Source organism: Gilliamella sp. W8123, from assembly GCF_016101085.1.
Taxonomy (GTDB): domain Bacteria; phylum Pseudomonadota; class Gammaproteobacteria; order Enterobacterales; family Orbaceae; genus Gilliamella; species Gilliamella apis.
On sequence record NZ_JACFRE010000002.1, the window covers coordinates 66,804 to 84,494 of the forward strand.

Annotated in this window: 18 protein-coding genes, 1 tRNA gene and 1 CRISPR repeat array; of the genes, 11 read left to right on the forward strand and 8 right to left on the reverse strand. The window is 33.4% G+C overall.

Translation table 11 applies throughout. The features are described from left to right. The first annotated feature begins 104 nt into the window (after positions 1 to 104). The gene (locus H3T56_RS03170) at positions 105 to 752 is read left to right on the forward strand and encodes a hypothetical protein (protein ID WP_086320686.1); all 648 of its coding nucleotides are present in this window, start codon (positions 105 to 107) and stop codon (positions 750 to 752) included. Between the two features lie 98 nt (positions 753 to 850). On the opposite strand, the gene H3T56_RS03175 is transcribed toward H3T56_RS03170, so the two are convergent. Together H3T56_RS03175 and H3T56_RS03180 are read right to left on the reverse strand one after the other, a co-directional pair. After that, positions 851 to 1,294, reverse strand: a complete 444-nt coding sequence (locus tag H3T56_RS03175) for a hypothetical protein (protein ID WP_198192007.1) — start codon at positions 1,292 to 1,294, stop codon at positions 851 to 853. A 110-nt stretch (positions 1,295 to 1,404) separates the two neighbouring features. Then, positions 1,405 to 2,105: a CRISPR direct-repeat array (repeat unit 29 nt; unit sequence CGGTTTATCCCTATGTGTATAGGGAACAC). 95 nt (positions 2,106 to 2,200) lie between these two features. Continuing rightward, positions 2,201 to 2,782 carry a YigZ family protein gene (locus H3T56_RS03180; protein ID WP_086361886.1) on the reverse strand — a complete coding sequence of 194 codons (582 nt, stop codon included), beginning with the start codon at positions 2,780 to 2,782 and terminating at the stop codon, positions 2,201 to 2,203. 60 nt (positions 2,783 to 2,842) lie between these two features. On the opposite strand from H3T56_RS03180, the gene nfi reads away from it, so the two are divergent. Both nfi and H3T56_RS03190 read left to right on the forward strand, forming a co-directional pair. Next, positions 2,843 to 3,508, forward strand: a complete 666-nt coding sequence (nfi, locus tag H3T56_RS03185; RefSeq protein ID WP_165601671.1) for a deoxyribonuclease V — start codon at positions 2,843 to 2,845, stop codon at positions 3,506 to 3,508. Further along, positions 3,498 to 4,244, forward strand: coding sequence for a tRNA1(Val) (adenine(37)-N6)-methyltransferase (locus tag H3T56_RS03190; protein WP_034902628.1), 747 nt, complete (start codon positions 3,498 to 3,500; stop codon positions 4,242 to 4,244). The genes nfi and H3T56_RS03190 overlap by 11 nt, the downstream gene beginning before the upstream one ends. A gap of 15 nt (positions 4,245 to 4,259) precedes the next feature. Here H3T56_RS03190 and H3T56_RS03195 read toward each other — a convergent pair whose 3' ends face one another. From H3T56_RS03195 to apt, 3 genes are all read right to left on the reverse strand, one after another. Then, positions 4,260 to 5,669 carry a basic amino acid/polyamine antiporter gene (locus H3T56_RS03195; protein ID WP_198192009.1) on the reverse strand — a complete coding sequence of 470 codons (1,410 nt, stop codon included), beginning with the start codon at positions 5,667 to 5,669 and terminating at the stop codon, positions 4,260 to 4,262. Positions 5,670 to 5,713: 44 nt separating this feature from the next. Beyond that, positions 5,714 to 6,484, reverse strand: a complete 771-nt coding sequence (ddaH, locus tag H3T56_RS03200) for a dimethylargininase (protein WP_034902623.1) — start codon at positions 6,482 to 6,484, stop codon at positions 5,714 to 5,716. Positions 6,485 to 6,726: 242 nt separating this feature from the next. Beyond that, entirely contained in the window at positions 6,727 to 7,272 is a 546-nt protein-coding gene (gene apt / locus H3T56_RS03205) for an adenine phosphoribosyltransferase (RefSeq protein WP_034902619.1), read from the reverse strand. A gap of 269 nt (positions 7,273 to 7,541) precedes the next feature. Here apt and H3T56_RS03210 point away from each other — a divergent pair, with 269 nt between their 5' ends. The 3 genes from H3T56_RS03210 to H3T56_RS03220 are packed head-to-tail and all read left to right on the forward strand — an operon-like array spanning position 7,542 to position 11,012. Then, entirely contained in the window at positions 7,542 to 8,879 is a 1,338-nt protein-coding gene (locus H3T56_RS03210) for a VWA domain-containing protein (protein ID WP_086360697.1), read from the forward strand. Positions 8,880 to 8,881: 2 nt separating this feature from the next. After that, positions 8,882 to 10,324 carry a cell wall metabolism sensor histidine kinase WalK gene (locus tag H3T56_RS03215; RefSeq protein ID WP_198192010.1) on the forward strand — a complete coding sequence of 481 codons (1,443 nt, stop codon included), beginning with the start codon at positions 8,882 to 8,884 and terminating at the stop codon, positions 10,322 to 10,324. 4 nt (positions 10,325 to 10,328) lie between these two features. Next, positions 10,329 to 11,012, forward strand: a complete 684-nt coding sequence (locus tag H3T56_RS03220; RefSeq protein WP_198192012.1) for a response regulator transcription factor — start codon at positions 10,329 to 10,331, stop codon at positions 11,010 to 11,012. Between the two features lie 154 nt (positions 11,013 to 11,166). Here H3T56_RS03220 and H3T56_RS03225 read toward each other — a convergent pair whose 3' ends face one another. From H3T56_RS03225 to lolB, 3 genes are all read right to left on the reverse strand, one after another. Beyond that, positions 11,167 to 12,225 carry a bifunctional transcriptional activator/DNA repair enzyme AdaA gene (locus H3T56_RS03225; RefSeq protein WP_198192013.1) on the reverse strand — a complete coding sequence of 353 codons (1,059 nt, stop codon included), beginning with the start codon at positions 12,223 to 12,225 and terminating at the stop codon, positions 11,167 to 11,169. 435 nt (positions 12,226 to 12,660) lie between these two features. After that, on the reverse strand, positions 12,661 to 13,503 hold the full coding sequence (gene ispE / locus H3T56_RS03230) for a 4-(cytidine 5'-diphospho)-2-C-methyl-D-erythritol kinase (RefSeq protein ID WP_198192017.1): 843 nt from the start codon (positions 13,501 to 13,503) through the stop codon (positions 12,661 to 12,663). Positions 13,504 to 13,512: 9 nt separating this feature from the next. Beyond that, positions 13,513 to 14,133: a lipoprotein insertase outer membrane protein LolB gene (lolB, locus tag H3T56_RS03235; RefSeq protein WP_086360931.1), complete on the reverse strand. Its 621-nt coding sequence runs from the start codon at positions 14,131 to 14,133 to the stop codon at positions 13,513 to 13,515. A 159-nt stretch (positions 14,134 to 14,292) separates the two neighbouring features. Between lolB and hemA the strand changes: the two genes are divergently transcribed. The 5 genes from hemA to H3T56_RS03260 all read left to right on the forward strand — a co-directional run bounded on the left by hemA (position 14,293) and on the right by H3T56_RS03260 (position 17,653). Beyond that, positions 14,293 to 15,564 (forward strand): glutamyl-tRNA reductase, encoded by a 1,272-nt coding sequence (gene hemA / locus H3T56_RS03240; protein ID WP_086362432.1) that lies wholly within the window; start codon positions 14,293 to 14,295, stop codon positions 15,562 to 15,564. A gap of 88 nt (positions 15,565 to 15,652) precedes the next feature. After that, positions 15,653 to 15,853 carry a DUF1289 domain-containing protein gene (locus H3T56_RS11725; protein ID WP_086360929.1) on the forward strand — a complete coding sequence of 67 codons (201 nt, stop codon included), beginning with the start codon at positions 15,653 to 15,655 and terminating at the stop codon, positions 15,851 to 15,853. 118 nt (positions 15,854 to 15,971) lie between these two features. Beyond that, positions 15,972 to 16,214, forward strand: a complete 243-nt coding sequence (locus H3T56_RS03250) for a zinc ribbon domain-containing protein (protein WP_034902590.1) — start codon at positions 15,972 to 15,974, stop codon at positions 16,212 to 16,214. 99 nt (positions 16,215 to 16,313) lie between these two features. Beyond that, positions 16,314 to 16,400 (forward strand) — tRNA-Leu (locus H3T56_RS03255). Positions 16,401 to 17,077: 677 nt separating this feature from the next. Further along, positions 17,078 to 17,653, forward strand: a complete 576-nt coding sequence (locus H3T56_RS03260) for a hypothetical protein (RefSeq protein ID WP_086320674.1) — start codon at positions 17,078 to 17,080, stop codon at positions 17,651 to 17,653. Positions 17,654 to 17,691: the final 38 nt, after the last annotated feature.

Genomic DNA, 17,691 nt, shown 5'->3' on the forward strand with positions numbered 1-17,691 from the left:
ATATTTATATGCGATAAGTCGAAATAAAAGAGGTAATTTACATCCAATCATTATGTTCTATAATAATTATGTTTATCATTAGATGAATAATGTTAGGAATATCAATGAAACAACGAATAAAAAAACCTTATTATGCTTTCGATCCTAAACAATCGCATTTTTTGTTTGAGCGTACAATTAGGTTTGAATCACGAGCAGAGCTTTTCGCAAAAATTCCCCAAATAATTCGTCGTATGTATTTCCCTAAAAAGACAATAATTGTTTTCGTTGGTATGATTATAGCCTTTATCCTAGCTATTATAGTAACGTACATCATAAGTTTATCATCTCCTTCTTTGGCCCGCAAAATTGGTGAGTATTCGGTTCTAATTCCATTGATTGATATAGGGATTTTAATCTATCTTGTAAATTATTATTTCAATGTATATTTAGAAATACGTTTGACTAAGATACTCTATAAAAATGTTGAATGGCCTGTTGAATGTTATTGTGCTTATTTCGAAGAAGGTATTTATATAAAATCGATCGATATGGAAGGAATTTTTTATTGGGATGATTTTATGGCTATATGCTGTAGCGAGGATGTACTTGTTTTTCATTTTTGTCCAGCAGGTACCAAAAGTGGAAAATTTTTCAAGCAATATTATCCTCGATTAGATAATGTTTACATTTTTATTGATGGTGATACGCAAGTGAGGTCGTTAATCAGTGCTGTTAATGAATCTTATAAAGATTTAGTTGTATTTAAATAATTGAACCGAAGATTTAACTCTATTTTAGCAATTTTTTGACCAGTAATATTTAGCTTTGCTGGTCAAAAATAGTTAAATTTCACTAGAAAACAAACGTCTTATTCTTTAATACGATCACAAACATATTCTTCTTTAAATTTGCTAGTTGGTTTGTTGTTTTTATCGATGATTGTATATGTACCGTTTAGACTAAAACTATCTTTTGATAGGTATTTAATCTTTTGAGTTCTTTGTCTATCATATTCCGTATACTCAGGTCTTTTGTAAATATCCTCTAGATTAAAAGGTATTAAATCTTCTTTATATAAAGATAAACTTACAAAAAGCTTTCCATCTTTTTTGGTAAAAATGTATTTATTTTCCTCGAACTCTGGATCACCAAAATCTTGTAACTTACCATTCCTTGATTCTGCTTCTTGCGAGCTAACTTTGCAGTTCCACTCACCAAGTAACATCTCTTCAGTGACCTTTTGCCCATCACTATCGTTACCGCAACCATACAAAGCAAAACAAGCTATCCCAAATAAAGTAATTCTTTTCATGCCATCTCCTTTTTAGGGTAATGGTATGTTATTTAAAAGGTTTGGGCAATAAAAAACCACCCGAAGGTGGTTTGTTTGAATTTGAAGTTAATTCCTGTACACACAGGGAACTCAATAGCCCTATGTGTATAGGGAACACGCACAATGTTAAAAACGAAACTGACAAAATATCGGTTTATCCCTATGTGTATAGGGAACACCTCTATGCTATAATATGCCATAATATTATTTCCGGTTTATCCCTATGTGTATAGGGAACACATCCATCCATAGCGTGCAATATAATTCGATCCCCGGTTTATCCCTATGTGTATAGGGAACACGAGCGCCAAGTTAAAGCTGATTTAACCATTAGCGGTTTATCCCTATGTGTATAGGGAACACCAGTTAAACAGCAGTTAAGAAAAACATCAGAACGGTTTATCCCTATGTGTATAGGGAACACGAAAAAATTATTAAATTCGCACGCACCATTTTCGGTTTATCCCTATGTGTATAGGGAACACATCATCAAATAATCCCGTCCATGATAATGCCCCGGTTTATCCCTATGTGTATAGGGAACACGGTATTTATATAATCTTTGTATTTATAAAAGACGGTTTATCCCTATGTGTATAGGGAACACTAAACATGCTCCTGAAATTGCCAACCCCTTTACGGTTTATCCCTATGTGTATAGGGAACACAATTTCGTAGCCGTCTATTACTAGCACGGCATCGGTTTATCCCTATGTGTATAGGGAACACTATCTTACCTTCTTTATTGGCTTTTATCGCCGCGGTTTATCCCTATGTGTATAGGGAACACTCTAATTATAACCGTTTGTTTTATAATTAAAATACGCAGTCTACAATTTCTACCAATTTTTTTGCTGTATTTGGATGGATATTTACACAGGTGTTTTAAGTCTTGATAATCACTCTACCGCGAGTAATATCGCTAATATTTTTTTTAAGTATGACTACATTATCTTGTGTTATAGCAATAATGACAGTTACACCTTCAGCATCAAAATCTTGTTGTTCAATGACTGCATCTAGTTCTTTTAAGCGGTTTTCAATAATTGGCCATTCATTGTAATAGCAGTGAAATTGTAATGATGTTCTAGCAATAAGTTCGATCAATTCTGCTTGTTGTAAGCAGTGACTAGCCGAACCACCGTAAGCCCGAATGAGTCCACCTGTACCTAATTTGATACCACCAAAATAACGGGTAACTACCACTACCACCTGATCACAATCTTGACCTTCAATGGCCGATAGAATAGGGCGGCCGGCTGTGCTGGTTGGTTCACCATCATCGTTGAAACGATATTGTTGGCCTATTTTCCATGCCCAACAGTTATGTGTTGCATTTGGATCACTGATGTTGTCGATAAACTCGGTTGCTTGCTGAGCATTAGTAATTGGAGCTGCATTGACAATAAAGCGGCTTTTTTTTATCTCTTCGGTTAATTGGCTAGGATTTGTTAATGTATAAGGCATACTAATTCTGGTAAAATCGTTTTATTGTAACTAATAATACTGAGCAAAATTGAAATGTCTATCAATTTAGCACAATTAAAACTTTCACAACAACAATTAGCCGAGCAGGTAAGCTTGGTGGATAATTTTAATCCAACAATAAAACTAATTGGTGGTACTGATGTTGGGTTTGAGCAAGATGGCTCGGTAACGCGTGCAGCGATAGTGACATTGACTTTTCCCGATTTTGATGTAGTTGAGTATCATATTGCTCGATTGGATACGAGCTTTCCCTATATTCCGGGTTATTTGTCTTTTCGTGAGTATCCTGCTTTGCTCAATGCATGGCAACAGTTAAAGCAAAAGCCTGATTTGTTATTAGTTGATGGGCAGGGAGTTGCTCATCCAAGACGATTAGGTATCGCTAGCCATCTTGGCTTATTGTTAGATATGCCAACTATAGGTGTCGCAAAAAGCAAATTATGTGGGCAATATCAAGAGCAAACAAAACAAGCGGGTAACGTAACCCCTTTGCTTGATAAACATGAACAAATTGGTTGGGTTTTGCAGAGTAAAAATAATTGTAATCCGTTATTTATTTCAGCTGGACACAAAATTAGTCAAACTAGTGCATTACATTGGGTAAAACAGTGTTTACGAGGTTATCGATTACCTGAACCAACTCGTTGGGCTGATGCAATTGCATCGAATAAACCTTTATTTAGAAAATTTAAGCATGGCAAATAATCAATTAGTATTAAAACAAGGTGGTTTTACCTTTAAACGTTTTTTTGTTGCTCACGACAAAAGTCCAATGAAGGTGACAACGGATAGTTGTTTATTAGGCGCATGGGTACCAATTAAATCCGATGTACAACATGTCTTAGATATTGGTACCGGATGTGGTGTAATTGCTTTAATGTTGGCTCAACGTTTAGAACATCAAACATGTCAAATTGATGCGATTGATATCGATATGCAAGCGGTATTGCAATGTCGAGAGAATAGCTTTAATGCAGATTTTAAAAATATTAAGCCATTAAATATCGATGTAAATCAATTTAAAACCACTGAACGAGGGTATTATGATTTAATTGTCACTAATCCTCCTTATTTTCAGTCAGCTGTAGAGTGTAGAAGTTCAGAGAGGCAGTTAGCCCGTTATACTGAAAGTCTCAACTATCAACAACTTATTGATGTAGTAAAACGATTATTAAATCCGCAAGGGTTGTTTTGTTTGGTTTTACCTTATCATCTTGCCGAGCAATTTAAGCAATTGACTACGTCAAATCAATTATATTTATGTCATGAACTGCAAGTTAAATATACAGCCAATAAAGACTATTCATTAGTATTGATGGCATTTTCATTTAATCAGCATGCTAATATTGAATGCCAATCACTGTGTATGCGAGATGAAGAAGGGCGTTATTCTCAACAATTTAGACAATTGTTGGCCGATTTTTATCTATTTCGAAAATAACGCCTAGTTCGTTGATTAATTAGGAATGATATAAAAGTAAATAATGGCAATAATGGCTAGTACCACTATAGCTATGGCATAGATTTTATCATGTAAATAGCTAAATGCTGACAATTGTCTTTGCTTTCTAGCATAAAGATAAAACAGCAGCCCAAAACTATATAAGATCATTGATAGTAGCAAATATGATATGCCGCCAGCATAGATTAACCAAAGTCCATATAGCGAACCAAATGCGCCGATGAAAATTAGGTATTTTCTAGGTTGATATATTGCTAATTTAAACATAAACAGTGCTGAAAGTAGATATGGGATAAGCACCATAGATGTTGATAATTGAATCAGCGTGTTATAACCAGATTCATAAAAATGAGCAAGTATAATCAACAAGCTAATTAAGCTGGTCGTTAACCACAAAGCATTGGCTGGTGTACTGTTTTTATTAAGTTTACCAAAACAGCTAGGGACAGTATGTTGTTTACCTTGACCGGCTAAAAATAGCATTTCTGCAGCTAACATTAACCAAGACAATAATCCTCCACTTACAGAAACTATCAAACCAATATTAATAAATGTGGCCCCCCAACTACCAACGACATGTTCAATTACTAGTGCCATTGACGGATTTTTCATTTGTGCGAGTTCATGTTGTGGCACAATGCCCAATGAAAGAACGGAAACACAGACTAATAAAAGACTCGTAATGGCAAAACCAAAAAAGGTGGCTCGACTTATACTGATCATATTCTTCGCTCGTGCAGCATAGACAGTAGCACTTTCAATCCCCAAATAAACCCATACTGTATAAAGCATAGTATATTTTACTTGATCAATGATTGAGCCTAATTGTGGTGTCCCCCAAAAATCAGTGTTAAAAGTTGAAATTTTAAAGGCTAAAACAACACAAACGATAAATAAACCGATAGGTACAATTTTAGCTAGCGTTACTAGGCAATTAAGTAAAAATGCTTGGTAAATTCCGTTAATGACAAAAAAGTGCATAATCCATAAAAGGATAAGTCCGGTAATAACGGCAGGAATTGTCGTACCATTACCAAAAAATGCAAAACAATCAAAAGAGCCTAACGCACTAAATAAGATAACTAAATAGCTGGTACAAGACATCCAAGCTGATATCCAATAACCCCACGCGGCATTAAAACCGATATAATCCCCAAATCCTTCACGAACATAACCATATAAACCTTCATTAATTTTGTAAAATCGAATAGAAAGATATTGGAATATTCGTGTCAGCATAAACATGCCGAATAATGTTACGGCCCATGCGATAAGTATCGCACCGGCACCGGCGCCTTCGGCCATATTTTGTGGTAGGCTAAAAATACCACTACCGACAATACTTCCCACCACCAGTAATGTGAGAGGAAGTATGCCAAGCTTTTTTCTTACTGGTGTATTCATATTGTTTTCTTATTTAGTTGGTTTAATTTTTGTGGTTTTTTAAATTAAAATCGTAATGACATACAACTTACTCCGCCATCGATTTTGCGGTATTCTGAAGTATCAACTTCAATGACTTGATAACCGAGCGCCTCAATTTTGGCTTTGGTAATTGGATAACCAGCCGGCATTATTACTCGTTCATTGACCCATATACAGTTAGCGGCATAACTTTCTTGTTCAGGTATTTCAATGATGTTGAGATGTTGAAATTCTGGCTTAGTAATAAACTCACCTGCTGCTAATAAGTTGTTGTGTTCTAGATAGGCAAGTCCTGTTTTAAGATGTAATACTTTTTCTAAAGTGACGACAGAACCAGTTAAACCATATTTTTCCAATATTGCAATCATTTGGTTTGCACCTTCTTGATTGGTACGAGCGGATAGACCAATGTAAAAGTGATTCTCAACCATCATGATATCACCTGCCTCTACGGTGCCTGGTGCCTGAATATATTCAATTTTATTTGGATAAAAACGACCCACCGCTTCAGTGATTAACTCAGTTTCAGCTCGACGAGAATCCGCACCAGGTCTAGTAATAATTACGCAATGAGGAGTACAAAGGGCAACATCTTCAACAAAAACTGAATCTGGGAATTGTTCGTTAGCTGGTAGAATGGTGATATCGACATCACATTGTTGTAATGCACGTATATAGCTGTTATGTTGATCTAGCGCTTTTTGGTAGTCAGGTTTGCCTAAATTAGCCGACGTTAGGCCATTGATTAGTGACTTTGCTGGTGTTCTTGCAATGATATGACTAAATTTTTTCATCCTATAAATTCCTTGTAATAATTATGCAATAATTATGAATAATAATTCATTAAAAAAGCTAAAGCAAGCTTTTTTGATTAGCTTTTATATTTGTGATATGCATTTTTATGCTATTTTCTTTATAAGCAAAATTGTGAGGAATTGATATAGGTGTAAAACAATGGTGAATTATTAATAATTAAAATAAGAATAGCAAATATGTGATAAGAAATAGGACGAATCATCGCCCTATAATATAAAGATTATTCACCGGCGAAATCGACTAAGGTATAACAATTAATGCCCATTTCGGTTAATTTAGCTTTACCATGTAAATCAGGTAAATTAATGACAAATGCAGCATCTTCAGCGATCCCACCCGCTTTTTGAATTAATTTAGCGGTTGCAGCAACGGTGCCTCCTGTTGCTAGTAAATCGTCAATAATCAATACTCGCTCATTAGGTTTTATGGCATCACAATGCATTTCTAATGTATCGGTACCATATTCAAGTTGATACTCTTCTCTAAATACGTTACGCGGTAACTTATTCGGTTTTCTAACAGGTACAAAACCAACACCTAAGGCTAAAGCAAGAGGGGCGGCAAAAATAAAACCACGCGCTTCGGTGCCAACAACTTTATCGATTTTTTTATCTTTATAATGCTCAATTAAAAGATCGACTGATGTTCTGAAGGCGATTGGGTCTTCAAGTAAACTGGTAATATCCCGAAATAATATCCCTTGTTTAGGATAATTTGGGATAGTAATAATACTATTTCTGATAAGTTCAAGTTTTGATTGAGTCATATTAAATGTTCTCTAACTATTCTCTTTAAGAACGAATAATTTTTTATTATATACCGATGCGCTTTTGGCTGGCAATAAACAAACGGTTAATGCACCGTAAAATCTAGAGATTGATTAGTTTAAGTACGAATAGGGATATTTTTTAGTAATTATTTATCTTATTTTAATTTTGTGTTTTTACAAATTTTTACAATTAAATACATTAATTAGACAGTTTAGTTTGCAATTAGTGAATAATTGAATAAACTTTATACAAGAAGGAAAACACTATGAAATTTATTAAAATATTTGCCATGCTAAGCTTTTCAGTGTGTAGCTTATTTAGCCATGCGCAACCAATTAAACAAATTCAAGTTCGTTCAGAATTGTCTTCACCAATTATTCTAGAAGGTAATCCAGAAGCAAATTACTTAAAAATCTCGTTAACTGGTCAAAAAGTTGATACCAACAAACGGGTACCGCTCAATTTAGCTATTGTTATTGATAGATCAGGTTCAATGGGTGGCGATTGCATTGAAAAAGCGAGAGAAGCAGCTATTTTTGCGGTCAATTTGTTGAATGAAGAGGATACATTATCTATTGTTGCCTATGATAACGAAGCAGAAGTGATTGTTCCAGCAAGCAAAGTAAAAGATAAACAAAAAATCATTCAACTTATTAATAAGAAAGTTATTGCTGGTGGTGGAACGGCCTTATTTGCCGGTTTGAGTAAAGGAATTAAGCAAGTTGAAAATCAGCTTACCAAAGATAAAGTTAATCGTATTATTTTGCTCTCTGATGGTCAAGCTAATGTTGGACCAAGTTCTGTCAATGAGCTATCTGAGTTGGCAATTATTGCAGCGAAAAAGAATATTGCGATCACCACCATGGGGATTGGCTCAGGTTATAATGAATTATTAATGTCATCGATCGCCAGTTATAGTGATGGTAATCATGTATTTGTCAATAACTCATCAGAGCTTGAAAATGTGTTTGTTCACGAGTTTACTGATGTAATGTCCACAGTTGCTCAAGACGTTGTCATTACTATTCAATTGAAAGAGGGTGTTAAACCGGTGCGTCTACTTGGTCGCGATGGGGTGATTAAAGGGAATCAAGTCACGGTTAAAATGAATCAACTGTTTTCAAATCAAGAAAAATATGTATTGCTAGAGGTGCTTCCGGAGGAAGGAAAAGTAGGTCAAAGTAAGACATTAGCTGAAATTGATTTAAAATATGATAATTTATTGGTCAATAAAGCGGAACATGAAACTCAATTGGTTAGCATTGCTTATACTGACAATAAAAAATTAGTTCAAGATTCTATAATTCAAGATGTTTTAGCTGAGTCAGAAATTCAAAAAGTGACAATTGCGAATGAAGAAGCTTTGTCGCTTTACGATAAAGGAATGCATGCGGAAGCAGAAGAAATGCTTATGCAAAATAGTAGTAGACTAGCATCATTTTCAAACATGATGATATCACCTTCATCAAAAGCAAGAATAAATAGTCAAATTGAGAAAAATAATATTATGGTTGATGCAGTTAAAAATCAGGATAGCAATGTTTCCCGTAAAATAATGACTGAGCAACAATTTCAATCCAAAAGTAATGTAATTAAAAAATAGTTATGAAAAAATTAACAACGATTTTATCTTTATTGGTATTAATGGCATTCATCAGCTATTTAGGTTGGCGAAGTGTCGAGCATGAAGTTTTGTTGCGTGAAAATAATCAAACCTTACTCGTGAAAAGCCGTATAAATAATATCAAATTATCGATTGAATCGTTGTTAAATCAGCGCTTATCTTATCTAAGTAATTTGGCATCACAAATTGATAACAACAATGCTAAAGCTGAAGATTTATTAGGAACGGAAACTGATATTAAAAATATTTTTATAATCAATAAAAATAAGATTTTATTTTTAAGTGATTTTGATGATTCTCAGTGGCATAAGTTGGTTGAATCAATTGCAATGGACAATTCGGTTTTGTTTAAGCAACAAGATCATTCTGAACAATTTGAACCAAGTTCTGGTTGGTATCAAATGTATAACCACTTAATTTATTGGTCAATTAAGTCGGATAATATTATTGGTTTTGAACTTTCCAATATCAAATTTTCATTTGATGTTATCAGTTTATTAGATAAACAAGCTTTTGAGGATAATTTTAGATTATCCGACGGTGATAAACAGATTTATAGCAATGGGGAAATTTTTGATAATGAAATTTCGATTGTCCTTGATTATCCCTTACAAAATTGGCATTTAACTTATTATTATCCCTCGCCAAACTTAGTTAATTTATATCTGCTAGGTGCAGGTGTTATTGGTTTATTCCTTATCGTTCTGCTTGGACTTATTTGCTATGCCTATCGAGAATATAGTCGAACTTTGCGTTTAGCAAAACAGCAGGTGAGTTTTGTTGGACAAGTTTCACATGAATTTAAAACTCCTTTGACCAATATCACGCTATATTCTGAGATGTTATCCGAGTATTTAGAAGATGAACCAGCGCCAATTCCTGATTATCTACATATAATCAGTGCTGAAAGTAAACGACTAACTCGATTGGTGCAAAATGTTTTAACTTTTAATAAGCCAAGTCGTCTAAATATAAAACCAGTAAATTTAACCATACTAATTAGACAGATATATCTAACCTTTAAACCTATTTTAGATGCTAAATCATTACAACTGAACATCATTACTCTTGAAGATGATTGTATTGTCAATACTGATGAAGATTGTGTAATGCAAATTCTCAATAATTTTTTGAGTAATGCCGAGAAATATGCTTTTAATGGTAAACAGATTGATTTATCTTTAACCAGAAAAGAAAAACAGGTGAAAATTACGGTTCGTGATTATGGTGACGGTATTGCTAATCATCTGTTGAAACAGATTTTTGAGCCATTTTATCGAGTCAATTCATCGATAACCGAAGGAGTTTCGGGTACAGGAATAGGTTTGACGATTGCCAAGCAGTTGGCTAATCAGATCCAAGGTGAAATTAAAGTTATCAATCAAAATCCAGGGATGGTATTTTCACTTATATTAATGGAGTAGTAAAATGAAAATCTTAATTGCAGAAGATGACAAGCATATTCTTAATGGTATGGCAGATCTGTTAGAAAAAGAGGGCTATACGATTATCAAAGCGGCTAATGGTAAAGTTGCACTTCAACTATTTAAACAACATCAACCCGATTTTATTATTTTAGACATTATGATGCCCGAACTTGATGGCTATTCAGTCTGCCGTACAATCCGTAAATTAAATGAAGATGTACCAATTTTATTCTTATCCGCTAAAGATGAAGAGATTGATCGGGTAGTTGGTTTAGAACTTGGTGCTGATGATTATATGAATAAGCCTTTTGGTATTCATGAACTTAGAGCGAGAATTAAGGCTATTGCTAAACGTTATTTAAAATTAAAAAACTCTAATACTTCCCAAGAGGATTATTTTCAATTTGGTGATTTAAATGTTTATCCTACTGAATTGTACGCCAAAAGAAATGATCAGATTATTGAATTAACTTTACGAGAAGTTAAAATTTTAGAATGTTTATACCAAAATAAAAATCAAGTTGTTACTCGAGATATGCTTTTTGATTACGTGTGGGGATATAATTATTTACCTAATAGTCGAACTCTTGATCAACATATTTCAAAATTAAGAAAACAAATAGAAATTAACCCAAGCATACCAACTTTAATAAAAACCGTACATGGAATTGGTTATAGACATTAAATTTGCCATACACTCTATTGAACGGAGTTTTTCAGGATTTTAAGTAATTTCTGAAAAAGAGATGACGTTGTATAAAGCAATTTTCTTCTATAGTTTTTACAATATCATCTAACTGAGCATATTGATTGACTCATAATTATTTTTTGAATAATTATCAGTTTTTACGATTTTTATTTTCATGTTCAATTAACCATTTTTTTCGTTCCAACCCACCGCCGTAACCAATTAGCTCTCCATTCGATCCTATTACTCGATGACAAGGGACAATAATCGCCACTCTATTATAACCATTGGCATTGGCGACAGCTCGAATTGCTTGTGGATTATTAATTCTTTGTGCTTGCTGTTTATAAGTAGTTAATTCTCCATAGGGAATGTGTTTTAAGCAATCCCAAACGGTTTGTTGAAATAGGGTACCTGGTGTATGTAAGGCAATGGTAAAGCTTGTTCTTGTTCCTGCAAAATATTCGGCAATTTCAACCTTAGCTTGTTTGATATGTTTATTTTCGCCAAAAATAATTTTCATCTTAAGAAGGCGCTGTAGTTGTTCAAATTCGGTTTCGAGCATTCTTCGATCTACAAACTCTAATAGACAAATTCCTTGGTTTGTTGCACAGATAAACATTGGACCTAAAGGGGTTGTTAATCTGTCGATTAAGATCACGTCTTGCTTATCGTCTGATGAAGGTGATTTTTTCATGATTTTTTTATAGGTATACCCAAATCCGCTTAAAGAATTGTAACCAGTATCAAACGCAGTGTTAATAACATTTTTTCCTGATTTTAATTCTTGAAAAGCATTGTTGATTCGATACATTCGTTGATAAGCATGGAAAGTAATTCCGTAATGTTTTTTAAACCAACGGCGAATAGTTTCAGGACTTAGTTTGTTTTGTCTTAGCTGATAATCAGTAATCTTTTGTTTGGGATTATTATTAATCAATGCTAGGGCTTTAATTATTTCATCCGGTGCTTGATTAGCGTTTTCGGTTGGTTTGCATATTTTGCAAGGTCGATAACCGGCATTAAGCGCTGATTTGAATGAATCAAAAAATTCGACATTGGCAAATTTTGGTTTTCTTGCTCGGCAAGTTGCAATACAAAATACCGAAGTGGTTTTGACTCCGACATAAAAGATCCCAATATAGCTATGATCTCTTTTAAGTAAAGCTTGGTAATAAGTCTCTTTTTGATTAGGGTTAGTTATTAGCATTTAATTCTGTCTTGTCTAGTAATTTCGAAAATTTATGACCTAAGCTTATTAAAAATGCTATACGTTGTGCAACCGAAAAATTGACAACTATTTTATTCACTTTCTTAGCAAATTTTTTAGCTGTTTAATAAAAATAAATTGCTAAAATGATTATTATCAATCTAATATTGATACATCACTTGTTATCACTAACGGTTTTTATTATTAAATAGTCATTCCTTAGTTCTGGTAAAGATGAAAAATGGTTAAAATCAAACTTAGCAGAACAAGGTTATAAGTGTTTTGAAGGTCTTTATTGTGTGGAATATTATGATCATCGACTTTTTGTAATACCTAATGATGCAGTAAAATGAGTTTATGTTTTTATAGCTAATCACAGACCATATAAATTTAAATCACTTATATGGTCAATGATTATTGCTTTAAGAAAATTATTTAATTAGTGTACAGTGGTGATGAGTTTAATGATTTAGCAATAAAGCTTTTTACGGAGCAGGATTTAAGTTCGTTCTGTATTGACAACGCATGTTGCTTTGACTCACAACGTGTAAAAACACAAGCACCGGTGCCAGTTAATCTGGTTGGAGCATATCGCGATAAATGCTGTATAAGGTTATCAATTTCTGGGAAACGCTGACGTACTACCGCTTCACAATCATTACTAAAATCATCAATAGAAATTGACATCAGTTGTTCAATGCTGCGCTTAGGTGTATTTCGTGGCAAATTTGGATCATTAAACACTGTAACCGTTGGAATTTCTATATTAGGGGAGCTGACTAAATACCAATATTGGGGAATATCAACTTGTTGCAACTGATCACCAATACCTTCTGCAAAAGCAGAATGCCCATAAATAAAAATAGGTACATCGGCACCAATTGTGCTACCTATTTCCATCAAAGTAGTTTGCGACAGATGTAAATCCCATAATTGATTTAACGCAACCAGCACTGTCGCTGCATTTGACGAAGCGCCACCGAGTCCTCCACCCATGGGAATCATTTTATCTATGGCAATATCTGCACCAAGCTGATTATTATTCACATAAGATTTTAAACGTTTAGCGGCAATAATAACTAGATTTTTATCAGCTGGAATATTATCAAATTGGGTTAAAAGATTAATTTGCCCATCATCACGATTCGTAATGGTCAATTTGTCGCAAATATCAATAAATTGAAACAAAGTTTGTAAATCATGATAATTGTCTGGACGTCGTCCAATTATATATAGAAATAGATTTAATTTAGCTGGTGATAGCCATTGATTCATCATTATTATCCGTTATCGTAATATCCAATTGCTAATTTTCAAACGAATTAGCTCATCATCATGAGAAAGTTCAATAATAGCAGGTAAATCAATTTTTTGATTTTTATAGGTATAAGTAGAGTAGCTGCTAATCTTTAGTGACCATTTATTATTATTTTGCATAAATGAGGTGGAAGATAATCTGCCTGAGCTATCAATTTTATCAGCTTGGCTATCATCAGAAAAACCTTTCAACCAATTATGTAAAGAATTAAGTGGGATATTAACATTGGATATTTTCTTCATTAATAGCTCCACATTAATATCCTGGTAGCGAGCGCCATTGTTATCAATTAATTCGGCGTAATTAGGTTCGGCTTTTAAGGTTAAAATATTTGTGCCAACTGGCGTAGTTAATTTTACGTCATAATAATTTTCAGATTGCTGTGTAATAAGAAAACGACCATAACTTTTAGTTTTCGTTCCTATATGAGCAATACTACCATTAACTTGAAATGAATTAATTTGTGCAAGAACTTGTTTATGGTTTTGCCATTGCTGTTCTACAGATACATTTGTTTGATATTTAGTTGTTTGGCACGCACTAAGTATAAACGGCAGAATGAATACGAACAAATATTTAATTTTAGACATAAATTAACTCTTTAGTTGTGTATGGTCAAAAGTAAGGCGTATTATAGCTGATAATTGGTTGAATAAGAAAAGGTAACTGAAATTAACCTTTATTATTTTTTTTAGGTATAATGAGTTCTTAATAAAAACTTTACAAACTATTATAAAAGAATCAATGCAATGTCTATTACTGTATTAGGTGTCAATCACAAAACAGCTCCGGTTTCTTTAAGAGAAAAACTGGCTTTTTCTACTGAGGTTATTGATAAAGCATTATATAGTTTATATCAGCACCCTTTAATTGCTGGTTGTGCCATCCTATCAACCTGTAATCGAACCGAAATTTACTTAAGTTATGATCATGAAAGTGATTTTCTGCGGGTAAGGCAATCGGTTGAAAATTGGTTAGCACAATATCATAGTATTGATTTGGCTTTATTTAAATCATCTCTTTACTGTTATGATGGTCGGCAAGCAGTTGAACATCTTATGTCGGTAGCTTGTGGCATTGATTCATTAATTATTGGTGAACCGCAAATTTTAGGTCAAGTTAAACAAGCATATAGTTTTTCACAACAAAACAATTGTTTATCAACGGAATTGGAAAAACTTTTTCAATCCATTTTTCATGTAGCTAAAATTGTTCGTACTGAAACGAATATTGGCGCCAATACTGCATCGGTTGCTTATGCTGCCTGCCTAGTGGCGCGTGATGTTTTTACTGATACGTCTGCATTAAGTGTGATGTTAGTTGGAGCTGGTGAAACAATTGAACTAATTTCACGTTATCTCAAACCTCATGGTTTTAAACATGTCATTGTTGCCAATCGAACTCGAGACAAAGCATTAAAATTAGCTTCATCTATTGAGGCTGAAATCATTTCATTACCGGATATAGCTAATCGGCTGAAAGATGTTGATATTGTTATTAGCTCAACTGCTAGCCCATTACCCATCATTGGTAAGGGGATGGTAGAGCGCACTATGCATGAGCGAAATAATAAAAAGATGTTATTTATTGATTTAGCTGTACCTCGAGATGTTGAGTCAGAAATTAGCCAATTGGAAGATGTGCATCTATTTACTGTCGATGATCTACAACAAACGGTACAAAATAATCTTGAGCAACGTGTAATCGCCGCCAATGAAGCCAAGTACATAATTCAAGAACAAGCAGAGCAATATATTGATTGGTTAAAAACACGCCATGCGGTAGAGTATGTTAAACAGTACCGTAATAACGCTCAAACTATCAAACGTCAATTAGAATTAAAAGCATTAAATGCGATCAAACAAGGCGCCAATATTGACGATGTTATTTTTGAATTTTCGCATAAATTAACCAATAAATTAATCCACGCACCAACTCAAACACTGCTTGATGCAGCAACGCATGATTGTGATGATTGTTTTAAAGTCTTAAGTAAAGGATTAGGCTTAGAAGATAATTAATATTTGATTGAATCTACAAAGGATGATGTAGTTATTGGACCAAATTGAATTTTTTGACATACCAAATCCTTGCCAAAGAGTATGTCAAATGGATAGGCAAGGGTATTGTATAAAATGCTATCGTTCTCGAGACGAAAGATTTAATTGGCTAAATTATTCTAATCATCAAAAACAAGAAGTTTTGCGGTTATGTAAACAACGGGCCATAAGACGTTATTATCAATTTTTACAACAGCAACGACAACAAAATAACCAAAGTACCTCTTCACAAATCGATTTTAAATTTTGATATTTAAACATCTATTTTTTTCATAACTTGTAATTCAGCTCAACTCGGAGTAGCATTTTTAAGCATATTATTCTGGTTTTGTATTAATTACCTTAGCTAATTAATGGGGATAGAAAATATGAAAATGTGTATTGCATGTGGTATGCCCATGACGGCTATTGCTGATTATCCTCTGCATGATATGTCAAAAAACTACTGTAAACATTGTGCTCATAATGATGGAACAATGAAATCATTTGACGAAAAATGGCACGAGGTAACACTTAAGTATGCCAATAATCATAATATTGATTATTCTGTTGCCAAAGAGACCGCTTATACAATTTTAAAAAAATTACCAGCCTGGAAACGCAGATGGTAGTAGAATTTTTAGGCAACCAACTGCATTTAGAATAATATCTGTTGCAGATATTGCAAAGCTTAGTATAATTGCCAACGTTTACTTTTTTACACTTCTAATGCCAGTGTGGCGAAATTGGTAGACGCAGCGGATTCAAAATCCGCCGCCCTTAAAAGCGTGTCGGTTCGAGTCCGACCACTGGCACCAACAAAATCAAAAGCTTACTGATAAATTTCTTAATAATGAAATATTCCATAATTGCCAAGTAGCGGTGAATATTTTTTAAGTATGGTTTATACTTCGCCGGCTTATTGATATTAGATAACCCTTGACATAAAAATACTCTTTCATTAAATTGAATTCACGTTAGCTAAATCTAATGTCAAGACTGATCTCTTGTTAGTTCAACGGCGTATAAACAGCTTTAGCGGTATTTTTATGCGTAAAGCTTAGTCACGTCTATTCTATGGTGGGCTGAGCAAGGCCTCAAAAGAGCCCGTTTTCTTTGTAGGCGGAATTCCAATCTTGTTCAGTTATCCTATAATATTAATTATAAAGTGATAATAAAATGATAAATATTGATAAATTACAAATTAACGAAATAGCTAATATCCACAAAGATATAATTGAGCTTTAAATTTTAGTGATAATTCTCATGATATTCAAAAAATAAATGAATATTTTAAAACTAATGAATGGGAGTTATTATCTATAGTTAGTAGTCAACCAATAAATCAAAAACGATATCACAAAATTATTATAGACCGAAGAAAAACAATACATGATTTATTTTCTTCAGATGAAATCTAATTATTCTAACACTATTATTTTAATTAAAATAAGGATAATAATGTAAACAATTGTTTAAAAAGTAGGTGATGAGTATGACAATCTTGGAGTTTTTGCTACAAACGATTGGAGAAGGTAAAGAACTAAGAATCATTTATCACGGTGGATCAAAACCGGGAGAAGAAAGAGTAATTATTCCTAGATACATGGAAGGAGAAATACTTAAAGCTGTAGACACAAAATACAATCGTGTGAAATCATTTAGCTTAAAAAAAATAGAAATTCTTGACCAAAATAATGAAGTAATAAAGTTTGATTTCTTTGAACTTCAACAAGAACAAAAAATAGAAATTATTCCATATTTAACTATTGATCAAATTTATACTACTTATAAAGACACATTAGAAGGTTTTGGATGGCAAGTTTTCTTTGGTGATAGCGTTGACGATTATTTTAACAAAATCACTTATCTTTCACTCCACGATTCTTTTAAAAACGGGAAACCAAAAGCAAAGCCAACCGTCTTAATCTATCAATCATCATCAAAGCACAGGCCATATGGTGTTGGTAGTGAAAGAATGGATACAAGAACCTACTCAAGTTTAGAAAATGCATTAAAATTATTCTTAGAAGAGGCTAAAAACTGCGAAATTAAAAATCCGTTAAAATGACAACACTATAAAAATAATAACAAATAGCTGTTTTAAAA